The following is a 14,676-nucleotide window of genomic DNA, read 5'->3' as shown; positions in this document are numbered from 1 at the left end:
CATGGGCCTAAAGATATTCTTTATTGGTACTGTATCCCTTTCGCAGAAAGCATTACAGAAGCTATTATCTCTGGATGCGGAAATTGTAGGAATAGCGACGAAATCTTCTTCAGTTTTTAACTCAGATCATGTTGATTTATCCAATTTAGCTGAAGAACATGACATTCCCTGGAAATATGTAAAGGACATTAATGCGCCCCATATTGTTGAATGGATCAAATCTCTACAACCCGATATAATTTTTTGTTTTGGATGGTCCACTTTAATAAAAAAAGAGCTTCTAGAGTTGACGGAGCTGGGGGTAGTGGGGTTTCATGCCACGGCACTTCCGGAGAACAGGGGAAGGCATCCTTTGATCTGGTCTCTAGTTCTGGGCTTAGAGCAGGGAGCCTCTACTTTTTTCTTTATGAAAGAAGGAGCAGATGATGGAGATATACTTTCTCAAAAACCCTATAGAATCAATTACGAAGATGATGCTAATTCGGTTTATCTTAAAATAGAAAGCAATGCACTTGTTCAAATAGCTGAATTTCTTCCGAAATTACAGAAAAGGTTTTTTAAAGTAGTTCGACAGGATCACTCTTGCGGGAATGTGTGGAGAAAGCGGGGGATGAAAGACGGTGAGATTGATTTTAGGATGAGCTCTTATGCCATCTATAACCTGGTTCGTGCCTTAACCAGACCCTATGTTGGAGCACATCTTTTTTATAAAAATAAAGAGATCAAAATATGGAAGGTTAAAGAGGAAAAATATGATCATCAAAATATTGAGCCGGGGAAAATTCTTGAATCAAAAAGCTCTGAAATATTAGTGAAGACTTACGACAATGCTGTGCGAATTATTGAACATGAATTTGTTGAATTACCTAAAAAAGGAGAATATTTGTGAAAAAAGTAATAGTTATCTCAGCTCATCCGGATGACGAGGTTTTAGGGGCCGGGGGAACAATTTTGAAACATTCGGCCCAGGGGGATCAAGTATTTTGGTTAATAACAACAAACATCACTGAACCAGATGGTTTCACTGTAGAAATGGTGTCAGAACGCCAGGAAGAGATCAAAGAAGTGGAGAAGATACTGGGAATTCAGAAAACATATTTGTTGAATTACCCCACAATGAAATTGGATTCGCGAATTGTCAATGAGATGGTTCCAAGAATATCCGAAATTTTTAAGGAAGTGGAACCGGAAATAATTTATTGTCTGAACAGATCTGATGCCCATTCAGACCACAGGTATACTTTTGATGCTGTTATGTCTTGTACTAAATCTTTTCGATATTCTTATTTGAAGCAGGTTCTTCTTTATGAATGCATATCAGAAACAGAATTTGCACCAGCTTTACCCGAAAAGGTTTTTCTCCCAAATTATTATGTTGATATTAGTAATTTCATAGAAAAAAAACTAGAGGCGATGAATATATATGCTTCTGAATTAGGAGAGCATCCCTTTCCACGATCTGAGCGAAACATCAAGGCTTTGGCTACCTATAGAGGAGCTATAGCAGGGGTGGAATATGCAGAAGCTTTTCAGTTGATAAAATTTATTGATAAAGAGTAAATTTCTCACTCTGTATAGAAAAACAAATCTTCTTTCATTTGATCGGAAGTCTTAAGATAATATAAAAGAATGAATATAGGTGTACTAACAAGTTCAAGGGCCGATTTTGGAATTTATTTACCTTTAATTCGAAGATTGAAAGCAGAGAAGGGGATAACATATACTATTATTTCCTTTGGCACGCATCTTTCTAAATTTCATGGCTATACAGTAAATGAGATTTTGGAGAATGATCTTAAGGTGGAATATATGCTTCCTACTCTTCTGGCAAGTGAGACTGAAGAAGGGATTTCAACTTCGGCAGCTCTTTGTTCTATGAAGTTCTCTTCTTTTTGGGCTAGTCATAAAGATGAATTTGATGTGGTATTGTGTTTAGGTGACAGATATGAAATGTTTGCTGCAGTTTCAGCAGGAGTGCCTTTTGGAATACGATTCGCTCATTTATACGGAGGTGATCGCAGCCTTGGAGTAATCGATAATATGTACCGTGACTCCCTTACTCACTTCTCCTCTCTTCATTTTACCTCCACAAATTCCTGCGCTGAAAGAGTTAAACAGCTAAAATTCGGGAAAGAACCGGTAGAGGTCGTAGGGTTACTCAGCCTTGACGATATTGAAGAAGTTCAACTTCCTTCACTAGAAGAATTCGAGGAAAAATGGCAAATAGACCTGTCTCTTCCTACTATTCTTGCCACTATTCATCCTGAAACCATTTCTCCAGAAAAAAATCATCGGCACTCTCAGGAACTTGTAGACGCTTTTCTTGTCCTTTCAAAGACCCATCAAATTGTAATAACCATGCCCAATGCCGATACTGAAGGCTTTGTTTACAGAGAAAGTTTTGAGAAGCTCAAAAAATTGGCTCCTGAAAAGATTTTTCTCATAGAGCATTTCGGGCGAACCTCTTATTTTTCTTGCATGAAATATTCCCATTTGCTCATCGGGAATTCCTCAAGCGGAATATCTGAAGCGGCTTCTTTTAACAGGTACGCTATAAATGTTGGTGATCGACAAAAGGGAAGGGAAACAGGTCCTAATACATTTCATGCACGATTTGATGCTACTGAAATTGTAAAAATAGCAGAGGAAATCTTGAAATATCCGTTCTATAAAGGTGAAAATATCTACCGACGTAAAGGAGGAGTGGAGAAAATAGTGACAACATTAAAATCTGAAATAGATAAAAGAATCGTCAATAACCTCCTGGAGTAATTCCAGAATCTAAAAGATTGATATGTTGAAAGAGAATATACTTATAAGTCAAGAAAAAACTATTCTTGAAGCTTTACAAAGACTAAATACAGTAAGGGACGTAAGCAGATTAATACTTTTTGTTATAGATGAAAAGCAGACTGTAATAGGTTCTTTAACTGACGGAGATATCAGACGTTCCCTTACCAAAAATGTTGATCTTCAATTGAAGGTAAGGGACATTTGTAATAAAAATTTTTTTTTCGAATATGATACCCCGGGATTCTTAAATCTGCATTCTTATAGGAAAAAAAATATTAAGATCCTTCCTATTTTGGGCAGAGACAAAAGGATGGTGAGACTGGTAGACCTCGAAAAGACCAGGTCTTTACTCCCGTTAGAATGCATGATTATGGCAGGAGGTAGAGGGAAGCGACTTAGCCCTCTTACAGATAAAATTCCTAAACCAATGTTGCCTCTGGGAGACAAACCCATAATAGAACACAATATTGATCGCCTAATATCCTTTGGTATAGAAAAAATTTACATTTCTGTCAAATATCTGGGAGAACAGCTCCAGGATTATTTTGGAGACGGAAGTAAAAAAGGTATCCGCATAGAGTACGTTTGGGAAGATGAACCTTTGGGTACTGCGGGTGCCCTTGCTTTGGTTACCGATTTTGAAACAGAAAATGTTCTATTGATGAACAGTGATCTGTTCACCAACGTGGATTTTGAAGATTTATACCTAGATATGGTCAAAAATAATTCAGATATGGTTGTGGCTTCTACAGAATATAAAGTAGATGTTCCTTATGCTGTTTTTGAAACTGATGGAGAAAAGGTCGTTAATTTTCAGGAGAAACCTTCATATATATACCAGTCAAACGCCGGCATTTATATATTAAACAAAAAGCTAATTAAAGGTATTCCCAAAAACAAATTTTACGACATCACCGACTTGATGGAGAATCTTGTAAAGGAGGGCGGTAAATTGAATTTTAGCCCAATTAGGGGCTATTGGATAGATATAGGTAAGCCTGTGGATTATAAACAGGCACAGGAGTTTGTAAAACACATTAAAGGCTAGCCACTAAAGGAAATTAAATGAAAACCCTCATTACAATTTGTGCCAGAGGTGGCTCAAAAGGAATTCCCGGTAAGAATATAAAAGAGCTAAATGGACACCCACTCATTTATTACACCCTTATGACTGCAGTGACTTTTGCTTCTGAAAGAGAAAATGTGCATATATATCTTTCTACAGATTCTGAAGAGATTCGGGCTGTTGTACAAGATTTGAATTTTGCTTCCGTAAATACGAGCTATATCCGTCCAGCAAAATTAGCCACAGATTCAGCAGGGAAACTGGCAGTCATTAAGGATGTTTTAGACTTTGCCGAGAACGAAAGAGGAGTTGTTTATGATTTCGTAATAGATATGGATATCACATCTCCTCTTCGAACTGTTCAAGATTTGGAACAGGCTTATAATCAATTGCAGGGAGATTCAGGTGCATTGAATATTTTTTCTGTAAGTCCCGCAAATCGAAATCCTTATTTTAATATGGTCGAATACCGGGAAGGTGAAGCTTACGTGAAGCTTGTTAAAGAGGGGAATTTTCTCACCCGCCAGTCAGCTCCTAAAGTTTATGATATGAATGCCTCTTTCTATATTTTTAAAAGAGAATTCTTTAATTTCTCCTATTCTAATAACATAACAAATAAAACTCTTATATATGTAGTACCTCATATATGTTTTGATTTGGATCATCCTATTGACTTTGATTTCATGTCTTTTCTGCTAAAGAATAATAAACTCGGATTTAATTTTCTCCCATGAAAGTACTTATAATCGGTTTAGGTTCAATTGCAAAAAAACATATCAAAGCCTTGCGTAGGGCGAGTGTGAATGAAATATTTGCATTGAGATCTTCCCGAGGGTCAGAAAACTATGAAGGAGTTATAAATCTTTATTCTTTTAGTGAAATAAAAGAGCAAAACTTTGATTTTTTCCTGATTTCAAATATTACTTTTAAACATGCGGAGGCAATAAAAAAGTTGTTACCCTTTAAAAAGCCATTGTTTATCGAAAAGCCGGTATTCAACGAAATAAATGAAGAGAATAATAGCTTAGTAGCCAAAATAAATGAGTTGCAAATCCCGACCTATATAGGATGTAGTTTAAGGTTTTTGGACTGCCTGCAGGAATTAAAGAAGCATGTTACGAATAAGAGGATCAATGAAGTAACCATTTATAGCGGCTCTTTTTTGCCGGATTGGAGACCCCATACAAATTTTAGAAACACCTATAGTGCTAATAAAGAAATGGGAGGTGGGGTACACATCGATCTTATACATGAATTAGATTATTTGTTCTGGATTTTTGGTGAACCTGAGCGAACGCGATCGCATTTTTCCAGTAAGTCCTCCTTGAAAATAAATTCTGTCGATTATGCAAATTATCTTTGGGAGTACAGGGATTTTAATGCAAGCATTACATTAAATTATTATAGGGTGGAAAGTAAGCGAAAAATAGAAGTGCTTACTTCTGATGCCACTTTTGAAACTGATTTACTTCTTAACAAGGTATATAAGAATGGGGAAGAAATATATTCTTCAGATCAGCGAATCCCGGACACTTTATTTGATCAAATGGATTTTTTCCTTGATCAAATCCAGAATAAAAAAATAAATGACTTTAACTCAATCAATGAAGCATATAAAATTCTAAAATTATGTTTGGAGAATTAGAAGAAAAAGTAATTGTAGTAACCGGGGCCAGTGGCTTAATAGGACGAGAAGTGGTGAAATATCTTCTGGAAAAAAAGGCCCGGATTGTAGCACTTGATTTGAATAAAGCAAACGAAAAAGCAGATTATTTGTCTTGTGATATTACAGACAAAAATGATCTTGATAAAGCTATGGAATATACTTTGAAAAAGTATTCCCGAATTGATGGTTTAGTTAATCTGGCTTATCCAAAAACAAAAGATTGGGGAGCTTTTTTTGAAGACATTAAGCTGGAATCCTGGCAGAGAAATGTTGACATGCAAATGAACAGTGTATTTTATCTATGCCAAAAGGTTCTTGATGTAATGAAAGAACAAAAATCGGGATCAATAGTAAATATTGGATCTATATATGGTGTAGTGGGAAACGATTTTTCTCTTTATGAGGAATATGGCGGAACTTCTCCTGCTGCATATGCAGCAATAAAAGGTGGGATTATTAACCTTTCGAGATATTTGGCCTCTTATTATGGCAAGTTCAATGTAAGGATAAATTGTGTGTCTCCCGGTGGAGTCCTGGAACCCGAAAAACAACACCCTTCTTTTATAGAACGTTATAGTAGTAAATCCCCTTTAAAAAGATTAGCAAGACCCGAAGAGATCGCCACTCCAATAGCTTTTCTGCTTTCCTCTGAATCTTCTTATATTACCGGTCATAATCTAATGGTTGACGGAGGTTGGACGGCTATTTAATTTTTTTTCCATAATGGAAAAAAAATATTAGGGTTACAAAGGAATCATGGAATTTTTGTAAGATTAGGTTTGTTAAACTTCGTTTAAATAAAAGAGCTAAAATCCGAAACGACCACAAAAGTCATTATTTTTACGCCAAACAAACTTCTAATGGGAAGCGGAAAAAGGATGAAAATAAATGTATAAAAATGTTCTGGTTTTAATTCCTGCCCGTGGAGGATCTAGAGGTGTACCCGGAAAGAATGTCAAGCTGCTGGAGGGTAAGCCTTTAATCTATTACACTGTAGAAACAGCCAGAGAAATCTTCAATGATGATCAGATTCTCGTTTCAACCGATGATCCTACAATTAAAAGCGTTGTAGAGGCAACAGGTTTAGAAGTACCTTTTCTTCGGCCCGAACACTTAGCTACAGATAATAGCGGAATGCATGAGGTAATGATTCATGCTGTTGAATTCATGGAAGGAATGGGTAAAAAAACAGATATACTGGTCTTATTACAACCTACTTCTCCTTTTCGGAACTCAAAACATTTAAGAGAAGCGTTAAATTTGTATGACCCGTCTTTTGACATGGTCACCTCCGTAAAAGAGACCAAGTCTAATCCCTACTATGTTTTAAAGGAAGAAAATGCAGAAGGTTTTTTAGTGCCATCTAAAACCGGAAAATTTGTTAGAAGACAGGATTGTCCTAAAGTATGGGAGCTCAATGGCGCCATCTATATTATCAATGTTGAGAGGTTGAAAAACCAGCACATAGGAAAATTCAAAAAGATAAAAAAATATGTAATGGATGATTTTTCCTCAGTGGACCTGGACGAAGAAGCAGATTGGAAATTAGCTGAGTATTACATTAAATCAACTTCGGCTGCGAATTCTACAGCTGTGTAAATCAAATCAATCATTAGGTTTTTTAAGTCCCATAAAATCAATTAATGAAAAATATCTTAGTTGCTCAAATTCACGCCCTGGGAACATTTGCAAGGGGTGTAATGTTAGAAACACTTCAGGATTTAATTGATGAAAATCCTGATGCCAAAATATATTATTTAACTTGCTCCAATACCTACAACGTGTGTTACATTAACACAGAGAAGGAACCGGAGGTCTGTTATGTTTGCAAAAAAGGGGTAAAAAAAGGAATGGATCTTATAAAAGGAGATTATATCCACCTGGAAATTGAGGATATATTACTTCCGGAAGATAAAGAGCTGGCTCAAAAATTCATAGAGGAAAATCCGGTAATTAATAAAGAAGTGTGGTTTAAGGATTATGAAGTAGGAGAAGCTGCCGTGTCATCTTATATTTCCAAGACGAGGGACAAGAACCTCAATGGCATCCATGATAGTTTCGCTTATGATCTGGTGGAGAATGATGTTGCTCTATACAATGCTCTCGACCGGTTCTTTGATGAAATTAAATTTTCTCAGGTATACAATTTTAACGGAAGGAATTCTTACCAGAGAGCTGTACTGAATATTTCTAAAAAATACGGAGTTGAATGTATAAATAAAGAAATAGCACGCACTGGTGGAATAGTAGAAACCTTCAGGAATGAATTACCTCATCACATCGAGACAAAAGTTAATTTAATTAACCGGGCCTGGGAAAAAAAGGACATTACCACAGATGAAAAAGAAAAGATTGGCAGGAGTTTCTTTGAAAATAAAGTAAAGGGAATTTACACCAATGATAAAATATATACTAAAAATCAGGAGAGTAATAAAGTACCTGAAAATGTGGATTACAGTCGTCGGACCTTTGTTATTTTTACCAGTTCCGATGATGAATTTGCAGCTGTAGGTAAGGACTTTATAAATCCTTATTTTAAAGATCAAAACGAAGGCATAGCATATGTCGCAAGACTAGTGGCACAGGAATTTCCCCAATGCAACTTAATGATTAGAATGCATCCGAATCTTACAGGCCTGGATCACGACTACGTCAAAGAATTGAGGAACATGGAGAAAATTGGCCCCAATATTCATGTCATTGCTCCCGAGAGTTCTGTTGACAGTTATGCACTCCTAAATATCGCAAATAAGGTTATTGTCTTTGGTTCTACAATCGGCTTGGAGGCCAATTTCTGGAGGAAACCTGTTATTCTTTTGGGAAAATGCTTTTGGTACTATCAAGACGTGGCATATGTGCCCAAACAAAAGGAAGAATTAAAAGAACTTTTAGAACAGAATTTAGACCCTAAGCCTACCGAGGATGCTATAAAATTTGGATTTTATTTCTTAAGAGGTGGAGAAGAGGCAAAATACTTCTATAATGATGTCGAAAGTGGTGCATCATATAAAGGTGTGCCGTTATACAAATTGTCATTGACAGACCGCCTGAAGGCTAAGTTTATTCAGCAGGCACACCGGCGTTTTAAAGTAAGACTATTTGTTAAATAGAAAATATTATTTTCACAGCATATATCGGCTGGTTATAGGCATAGAAGAAGTTATAAAGAAGAAGGAGAACTAAAGATTAAAGCAGCTACTGTTGAGGGGAAAAAGAGAGTGAGGATAGTGCTTTTATTATAGTTAAAAGCAGCACAAAGAGTTGATGAAATATTGCGACTCCCCTTTTAAGTCATAGCTTTGGAAAACTATTATTAGAATTTTAAATGGAAATCAAACAGAAGTTAAAAAATAATTTTTCTTATTTTTTCTATTTCTATAGTTATCTAAGATACAGGATTTTTATTGCATTTGCTTTAAGTCTTTTTGTAGGTCTCCTTGATGGATTTGGACTGGCTATGTTCATACCCTTATTACAAATGCTGGACGCGGGTAATAATGCTGGCGGAGAAGATCTTGGTAAACTTGATTTTATTCCACAATTCATGGAATCCTTAGGTGTTGGTTTTAACATTACGAGTGTATTAATTTTTATTTTGATCTTTTTTACCCTTAAAGGAGTAGCCCAATTTGTCCAGGGTTATGTGGCGGTTATCTATCAACAGTTCTTTATGCGGGAGATAAGGGTTACCAACATAAAGCTATTAAATGTCTTCAAATTTTCGGAATTTGTAAAAGCAGATTCAGGAAGAATTCAGAACACATTCAGCGGAGAAGTAGAGAAAATCAACATGGCCTTCAAGACCTATTTAGCTGTACTGCAATATGCTTCTCTTATTACGGTCTACATGCTCCTTGCCTTTGCTTCTAATATGAGTTTTGCAGTAATGGTAACTATAGGTGGGGCTGCAACAAATTTTGTTTTTAAATATCTGTACAGCAAAACCAAAGTTCATTCCAGAGAAATTACTGTGGAGGCTCATTACTTTCAGGGTTTATTAATTCAATATGTTGCTTTCTTTAAATATTTAAAAGCAACCGGGCTTAATCTTTTATTTGGAAGAAAGTTAATTAAGAACATTACGGATATCGAATACATACAACGCAGAATAGGTATTTTAGGTTCTCTGTTAAATGGCCTGAGGGAGCCGTTGACCATTTTGGTTGTAGTGGTAGTGATTTTGATTCAAGTTCAACTATTGAATGCACAATTGGGAACTGTTATCCTCAGCTTACTTTTTCTTTACCGAGCCCTAATATTTTTAATGGCTTTACAAGAGCAGTGGAATAGGTTCCTAGCGGTCTCCGGATCTCTGGAGAACATGACCAATTTTATAACAGAATTAAAAGGGGGTATTGAGTCCAATGGTAAAATACAGTTTAAAGGATTTGAAGAAAAAATTGAACTTCAAGATGTCAGTTTTTATTATGGGGAAACACGGGTATTAAATTCCCTGAATCTGGAGATCCGCAAATATGAAACTGTTGCAATTATAGGAGAGAGTGGCTCTGGAAAATCAACCTTAATAAATATACTTTCAGGTCTTCTTCCTCCAACAAAAGGAGAAGTCATAGTTGACGGAAATTCTTTAGCTCATCTGGATTTATATACTTTTAAAGACAGGATAGGTTATATCGCGCAGGAGGCTCCGATCTTTAGTGATAGTGTATATAATAACATCACCTTTTGGGCAGAAAAGAACGACCAAAATTATGCTAAATTTATTAATGCTTTAAAGAAAGCATCTATATATGATTTTGTAATGGAGTTGCCTAATAGGGAAGATGAAAAATTGGGCAACAATGGAATAAACATCAGTGGCGGACAAAAACAGAGATTATCCATTGCGCGAGAATTATTTAAAGATGTTGATTTTTTGTTTATGGACGAAGCTACCTCTGCTTTGGATGCGGAAACGGAATTAGCAATACAGAATAACATAGACGAATTGAAAGGAGTTTACACCATTATTTTAATAGCACATAAACTGTCTACGGTTAAAAATGCAGACCGGATTATTTTGATGAGTAAAGGTAGGGTTCAGGCTGAGGGAACTTTTCAGGGGTTACTGGAAAAATCTGAAACTTTTCAAAAGATGATACGGCTGCAGGGGTTAGAAACTTCACAAATTTAATGGAAAAAAGAACTGTATTTTTTTTTGTTGGTTCCTTGAAAGTTGGTGGGACTGAAAAAGTGGCCTCTGTAATGAGTGACGAATTAATAAAAGCAGGATTCGATGTTAAGTTAGTCCTATTAAGGGATACAATAGATTTCCCTGTCAAACATTTAAGAGATCACATTCTTTACTTAAATTCAGAAAGGTATAAAAACAGAGTAAAGAAAATCTTAGTCTCTTACTATAGGTTGTGGAAGTTTTATTTCAAATATAAGCCACACAGAATAATCTCTTTTTCGTCAGAATTGAATGTTTTACTCTTAACAACTTTATTGCCAAACCAGGTCTTCACAATTGACACTAATTTATTTTGGGTTAAAAGGAAGTTATACAGGCGTAAGATTATAAAGTACATAGGTTATCTCCCGAATGTAAAAAAAGTAATAATTCCTTCCCATGAGCTCAGGTTAAGGTTTAAGGATTATGTCCCAGAAGCCAGTTTTCGAAAATTAGTCACCATTCACAACCCTGTGAGTTTTCGCCACAAAAAAGACCAGGTACTCCCGGTAGAAATGAAAAAACCATACCTTGTGAGTGTTGGCAGATTGGATATAAATAAAGGCTTTGAACAATTAATAAGATCTTTTGCTGCAGCCGATTTTCGGAGTAACTATCGGCTTTATATACTAGGTTCCGGTCCGATGGAAGAGGATTTGAAAAATTTGATAAAAGATCTGGAGGTTGAGGATTGTGTTAGACTCTTAGGCTTTGTAAAATATCCTCAGCTCATCATCAAGAATGCAGAAGCATTAATTCTTAATTCAAACTTTGAAAGTTTCGGGAATGTTTTAGTAGAGGCTTTATCTTTGGGAGTGCCTGTAATAAGCAACGATTGTGACTATGGTCCCAGAGAAATAATAAGACATGGCACTAATGGCCTCTTATACGACAAAAAAAAGGAGGGAGATCTTGAATCAGTATTGGAGGATTTTGTGAATTCACATTCACTTAAGTCATACTTAAAGGAAAACACTTCTTATAAAATCGAGCGTTTTAACGCCAAAAAAATCACAAACGAATGGATAGAAAAGGTATTGAAGTAAAGATTCTTGATTGCACTTTACGAGACGGTGGTTATTATACGAATTGGGATTTTAATTTCAATTTAGTCCAAACCTATTTTGAATCTTTTAATAGACTTCCTGTAGAATATTTGGAAATAGGATATCGCTCCAACCCCATGAAATCTTATTTGGGGGAATATTTCTATTGTCCGCCTCACGTCCTCCAAAGGTGCAAAAAAAGCAGTAACAAAAAACTGGTGATTATCCTGAATGAAAAAGATGTACGCTCAAATGATGCTGAGGCCTTACTTAAACCTTGTATCGGTTATATAGACATGGTTAGACTTGCAATTGACCCGCAGAACTTTAAAAGAGCTCTTGGTCTCGCAGAAGCTGTTAAGAAGATCGGCTTTGAGGTAGGGTTTAATGTGATGTACATGTCAACTTGGGAAAATCAAAAAGAATTTCTTGGCCAAATAAAGGAAGTAAATGGAATAGCGGATTACTTTTATATGGTTGATTCTTTTGGGGGTGTATATCCGCAGGATGTAAAGAAGACCTTTGACATCGTAAGAGACCAAACCGATGTAAAAATAGGTTTCCACGGCCACAATAACTTACAATTGGGACTTATAAACACCTTGACGGCTATGGATTGTGGAGTTTCTATAGTTGATGCCACTGTTACCGGAATGGGACGGGGAGCTGGTAATTTGCGTACTGAGTTACTTCTTACTGCCTTAAATGCTAAGAACAGACTTAAGGATGACCTCGATTTCAATGCACTTAGTAAAGTTGTAGATCCTTTTTCTAAATTACAAATGGATTATGGTTGGGGCTCAAATCTTCCTTATATGGTATCCGGGGCACATTCACTGCCTCAAAAGGAGGTAATGGAGTGGGTGACCAAGCGGTATTATTCGCTAAACAGTATTATAAGAGCCCTCTCCAATCAATCCAAAGGACTAAAGGACAATAAAGAACTGAAAAAATTGGATTTTGAAAATGTCAAGAAACATGATTCAGTAATGCTTATAGGGGGAGGACCAAATGCTGTTTGTCATTCAAGAGCAATTAAAGAATTTTTATTGCATCATCCGGAGATTGCTGTAGTTCATGCCAGTTCTAAAAATGCCCGTAGTTTTGAAGAAATTCCAAATGAGCAATTTTTTTGTCTCGTTGGTAACGAAGGTCATCGTCTGGAGGAAGTTTTTGATTTTAAATCAAAAATTTCAGGCAAATGTATTCTGCCTCCTTACCCCCGTAAAATGGGAACATACATTCCTAATGCCTTAAATGACTGCTCTTATGAATTGGGGAGTGTGGATTTTACTGATAAATTTTCAGATTCACATACTGCTATAGCTCTACAAACAGCTTTGGAACTGGGGGCAAAAGAAATTCTGATGACCGGTTATGATGGTTATTCCGGTGATATTATTGGAAAAAAGGAGCAGGAACTTTTTCTTGAAAATGAATTTTTATTTGAACGGTTCAGGAAAAAATATGACGTCCCCTTAATAAGTATTACTGCTACTTTATATGAAGGACTTCGAGAGGATTCAGTTTACAGCAAAATAGAGGAAGTATGATAGGGGTATTTTCAAAAACTACAGACAGCAATTTTGTTGAGGCACTCGGTCTAGCCGGAATGGATTTTATTATACTTGATCAGGAGCACGGGCCCATTCATAATGAAACTTTACACAACCATGTAAGGGCAGCAAGAGTAAGTGATATGAAGGCTATAGTAAGAGTGAAAGGAGTAGATGCCAACGCTATAGGCGCTGCTCTGGATTCCGGAGCTGATGGGGTACAGGTTCCTAATGTTGAAACAGCGGAACAAGCCTTAATGGCGGTCAATGCGGCACGATTTTATCCTAAAGGAAACAGGGGAGTCTGCAGGTTTGTAAAGGCTGCAAACTTTGGATCAACACCTAAGTCAGATTATTTTCATAATGCAAACAACAAGATGGTAATTCTTCAAGTAGAAGGAAAGGAAGGTATAGCAAACCTTGATGAAATACTAAAGGTAGAAGGGTATGACATCCTCTTTATTGGCCCCTATGATCTTTCCCAATCATTAGGTATTCCAGGACAAATAGATCATCCCGACATGAAAGACCTTATGCAGAAAGTAGCTAATCAGGTGAAAAAGAAAGGAAAAAAGCTTGGAACCTTTGCAGATTCTGTTGAGTCGGCAAAATATTTGTTAAGCCTGGAATTTGAATATTTAGCTTATTCCGTTGATATAAATATTTTTCTTGAGGCAGCAATTAAAATTCGAAAAAGTTTAATCAAAAAAAAATAATGAAAAAATTAGTAGCCGTCATACCGGTGAGAGAAGGTTCTCAGCGGGTCAAGAGTAAAAATATCCGACCTTTTGCAGGTAAATCTCTCCTTGAGCATAAGCTGGAAATTATTAAACAGTTACCAGTTGATGATATTGTAATCAATACAGATAGTGAAGAGGCTATACGAATTGCCCAAAGGGAGGGCATCTCCTTCCATAGAAGAGAACCGTATTTTGCAAGCTCAAAATGCAGTAATAGTGAATTTCACCATTATCTTGCTAAAGTAACGGAAGCTGAAAATCTACTGATAGCTCAAGTAACAGCACCGCTTATTATGCAAGAGAGTTATAATAGAGCGATTAATACTTTTTATAAGGTCAATTGTGACAGTCTCATGTCAGTAAAAGTACTGAAGGAGTTTATATGGTATAACAATAAACCTCTAAATTATTCTATAGAAAATACTCCTAACTCCCAAGACCTTCCTGAATATTTAGTTCCCACCTTTGGATTGGTCATAGTTGAACGGGCTTCAATGTTGAAAACTCGAAGTTATATCGGTAAAAACCCTCACTTCTATAAAGTAACGCAGGTCGAAGCAATAGATATTGATACTGAACTTGATTTTGAATTTGCAGAATTTATGTTTCAAAAGAAGTTTGAAAACACATTATAAA

The 14,676-nt window shown here is 36.2% G+C and carries 14 protein-coding genes; all 14 read left to right on the top strand.

The window, feature by feature from the left end; all coding sequences use genetic code 11:
• Window position 1: 1 nt before the first annotated feature.
• The 14 genes from VR862_RS01685 (at window position 2) to VR862_RS01620 (ending at window position 14,675) form a co-directional block, all read left to right on the top strand.
• The gene (locus VR862_RS01685) at window positions 2–889 is read left to right on the top strand and encodes a formyltransferase family protein (protein WP_324719205.1); all 888 of its coding nucleotides are present in this window, start codon (window positions 2–4) and stop codon (window positions 887–889) included.
• Window positions 886–1,560, top strand: a complete 675-nt coding sequence (locus tag VR862_RS01680; RefSeq protein ID WP_324719204.1) for a PIG-L deacetylase family protein — start codon at window positions 886–888, stop codon at window positions 1,558–1,560. Before VR862_RS01685 ends, VR862_RS01680 begins: the two co-directional genes overlap by 4 nt.
• Before the next feature lie 69 nt (window positions 1,561–1,629).
• Entirely contained in the window at window positions 1,630–2,772 is a 1,143-nt protein-coding gene (neuC, locus tag VR862_RS01675; protein ID WP_324719203.1) for a UDP-N-acetylglucosamine 2-epimerase, read from the top strand.
• A 25-nt stretch (window positions 2,773–2,797) separates the two neighbouring features.
• Window positions 2,798–3,841 carry a nucleotidyltransferase family protein gene (locus tag VR862_RS01670; protein ID WP_416384488.1) on the top strand — a complete coding sequence of 348 codons (1,044 nt, stop codon included), beginning with the start codon at window positions 2,798–2,800 and terminating at the stop codon, window positions 3,839–3,841.
• Between the two features lie 17 nt (window positions 3,842–3,858).
• The gene (locus VR862_RS01665) at window positions 3,859–4,593 is read left to right on the top strand and encodes an acylneuraminate cytidylyltransferase family protein (RefSeq protein WP_324719201.1); all 735 of its coding nucleotides are present in this window, start codon (window positions 3,859–3,861) and stop codon (window positions 4,591–4,593) included.
• The gene (locus VR862_RS01660; protein WP_324719200.1) at window positions 4,590–5,504 is read left to right on the top strand and encodes a Gfo/Idh/MocA family protein; all 915 of its coding nucleotides are present in this window, start codon (window positions 4,590–4,592) and stop codon (window positions 5,502–5,504) included. Before VR862_RS01665 ends, VR862_RS01660 begins: the two co-directional genes overlap by 4 nt.
• Window positions 5,489–6,235: an SDR family oxidoreductase gene (locus tag VR862_RS01655; protein ID WP_324719199.1), complete on the top strand. Its 747-nt coding sequence runs from the start codon at window positions 5,489–5,491 to the stop codon at window positions 6,233–6,235. The genes VR862_RS01660 and VR862_RS01655 overlap by 16 nt, the downstream gene beginning before the upstream one ends.
• Before the next feature lie 178 nt (window positions 6,236–6,413).
• On the top strand, window positions 6,414–7,124 hold the full coding sequence (locus tag VR862_RS01650; protein WP_324719198.1) for an acylneuraminate cytidylyltransferase family protein: 711 nt from the start codon (window positions 6,414–6,416) through the stop codon (window positions 7,122–7,124).
• 44 nt (window positions 7,125–7,168) lie between these two features.
• Window positions 7,169–8,635 carry a capsular polysaccharide export protein, LipB/KpsS family gene (locus VR862_RS01645; RefSeq protein ID WP_324719197.1) on the top strand — a complete coding sequence of 489 codons (1,467 nt, stop codon included), beginning with the start codon at window positions 7,169–7,171 and terminating at the stop codon, window positions 8,633–8,635.
• A gap of 215 nt (window positions 8,636–8,850) precedes the next feature.
• Entirely contained in the window at window positions 8,851–10,659 is a 1,809-nt protein-coding gene (locus VR862_RS01640) for an ABC transporter ATP-binding protein (RefSeq protein ID WP_324719196.1), read from the top strand.
• On the top strand, window positions 10,659–11,744 hold the full coding sequence (locus tag VR862_RS01635; protein ID WP_324719195.1) for a glycosyltransferase: 1,086 nt from the start codon (window positions 10,659–10,661) through the stop codon (window positions 11,742–11,744). Before VR862_RS01640 ends, VR862_RS01635 begins: the two co-directional genes overlap by 1 nt.
• On the top strand, window positions 11,720–13,297 hold the full coding sequence (locus tag VR862_RS01630) for an aldolase catalytic domain-containing protein (protein ID WP_324719194.1): 1,578 nt from the start codon (window positions 11,720–11,722) through the stop codon (window positions 13,295–13,297). The genes VR862_RS01635 and VR862_RS01630 overlap by 25 nt, the downstream gene beginning before the upstream one ends.
• Window positions 13,294–14,016 (top strand): HpcH/HpaI aldolase family protein, encoded by a 723-nt coding sequence (locus VR862_RS01625; protein WP_324719193.1) that lies wholly within the window; start codon window positions 13,294–13,296, stop codon window positions 14,014–14,016. The genes VR862_RS01630 and VR862_RS01625 overlap by 4 nt, the downstream gene beginning before the upstream one ends.
• Window positions 14,016–14,675, top strand: a complete 660-nt coding sequence (locus tag VR862_RS01620) for an acylneuraminate cytidylyltransferase family protein (protein WP_324719192.1) — start codon at window positions 14,016–14,018, stop codon at window positions 14,673–14,675. Before VR862_RS01625 ends, VR862_RS01620 begins: the two co-directional genes overlap by 1 nt.
• Window position 14,676 lies beyond the last annotated feature (1 nt).

The sequence above is a fragment of the Salinimicrobium aquimaris genome (assembly GCF_035607535.1).
Taxonomy (GTDB): Bacteria; Bacteroidota; Bacteroidia; order Flavobacteriales; family Flavobacteriaceae; genus Salinimicrobium.
Note: the sequence above shows the minus strand (reverse complement) of the source record. Positions and strands in the feature narration are given on the sequence as shown.

Coding starts and splice junctions, on each gene's coding strand:
- VR862_RS01685 (WP_324719205.1), top strand. CDS start 2: ATGGGCCTAAAGATATTCTTTATTGGTACTGTATCCCTTTCGCAGAAA.
- neuC (WP_324719203.1), top strand. CDS start 1,630: ATGAATATAGGTGTACTAACAAGTTCAAGGGCCGATTTTGGAATTTAT.
- VR862_RS01665 (WP_324719201.1), top strand. CDS start 3,859: ATGAAAACCCTCATTACAATTTGTGCCAGAGGTGGCTCAAAAGGAATT.
- VR862_RS01660 (WP_324719200.1), top strand. CDS start 4,590: ATGAAAGTACTTATAATCGGTTTAGGTTCAATTGCAAAAAAACATATC.
- VR862_RS01655 (WP_324719199.1), top strand. CDS start 5,489: ATGTTTGGAGAATTAGAAGAAAAAGTAATTGTAGTAACCGGGGCCAGT.
- VR862_RS01650 (WP_324719198.1), top strand. CDS start 6,414: ATGTATAAAAATGTTCTGGTTTTAATTCCTGCCCGTGGAGGATCTAGA.
- VR862_RS01645 (WP_324719197.1), top strand. CDS start 7,169: ATGAAAAATATCTTAGTTGCTCAAATTCACGCCCTGGGAACATTTGCA.
- VR862_RS01640 (WP_324719196.1), top strand. CDS start 8,851: ATGGAAATCAAACAGAAGTTAAAAAATAATTTTTCTTATTTTTTCTAT.
- VR862_RS01635 (WP_324719195.1), top strand. CDS start 10,659: ATGGAAAAAAGAACTGTATTTTTTTTTGTTGGTTCCTTGAAAGTTGGT.
- VR862_RS01630 (WP_324719194.1), top strand. CDS start 11,720: ATGGATAGAAAAGGTATTGAAGTAAAGATTCTTGATTGCACTTTACGA.
- VR862_RS01625 (WP_324719193.1), top strand. CDS start 13,294: ATGATAGGGGTATTTTCAAAAACTACAGACAGCAATTTTGTTGAGGCA.
- VR862_RS01620 (WP_324719192.1), top strand. CDS start 14,016: ATGAAAAAATTAGTAGCCGTCATACCGGTGAGAGAAGGTTCTCAGCGG.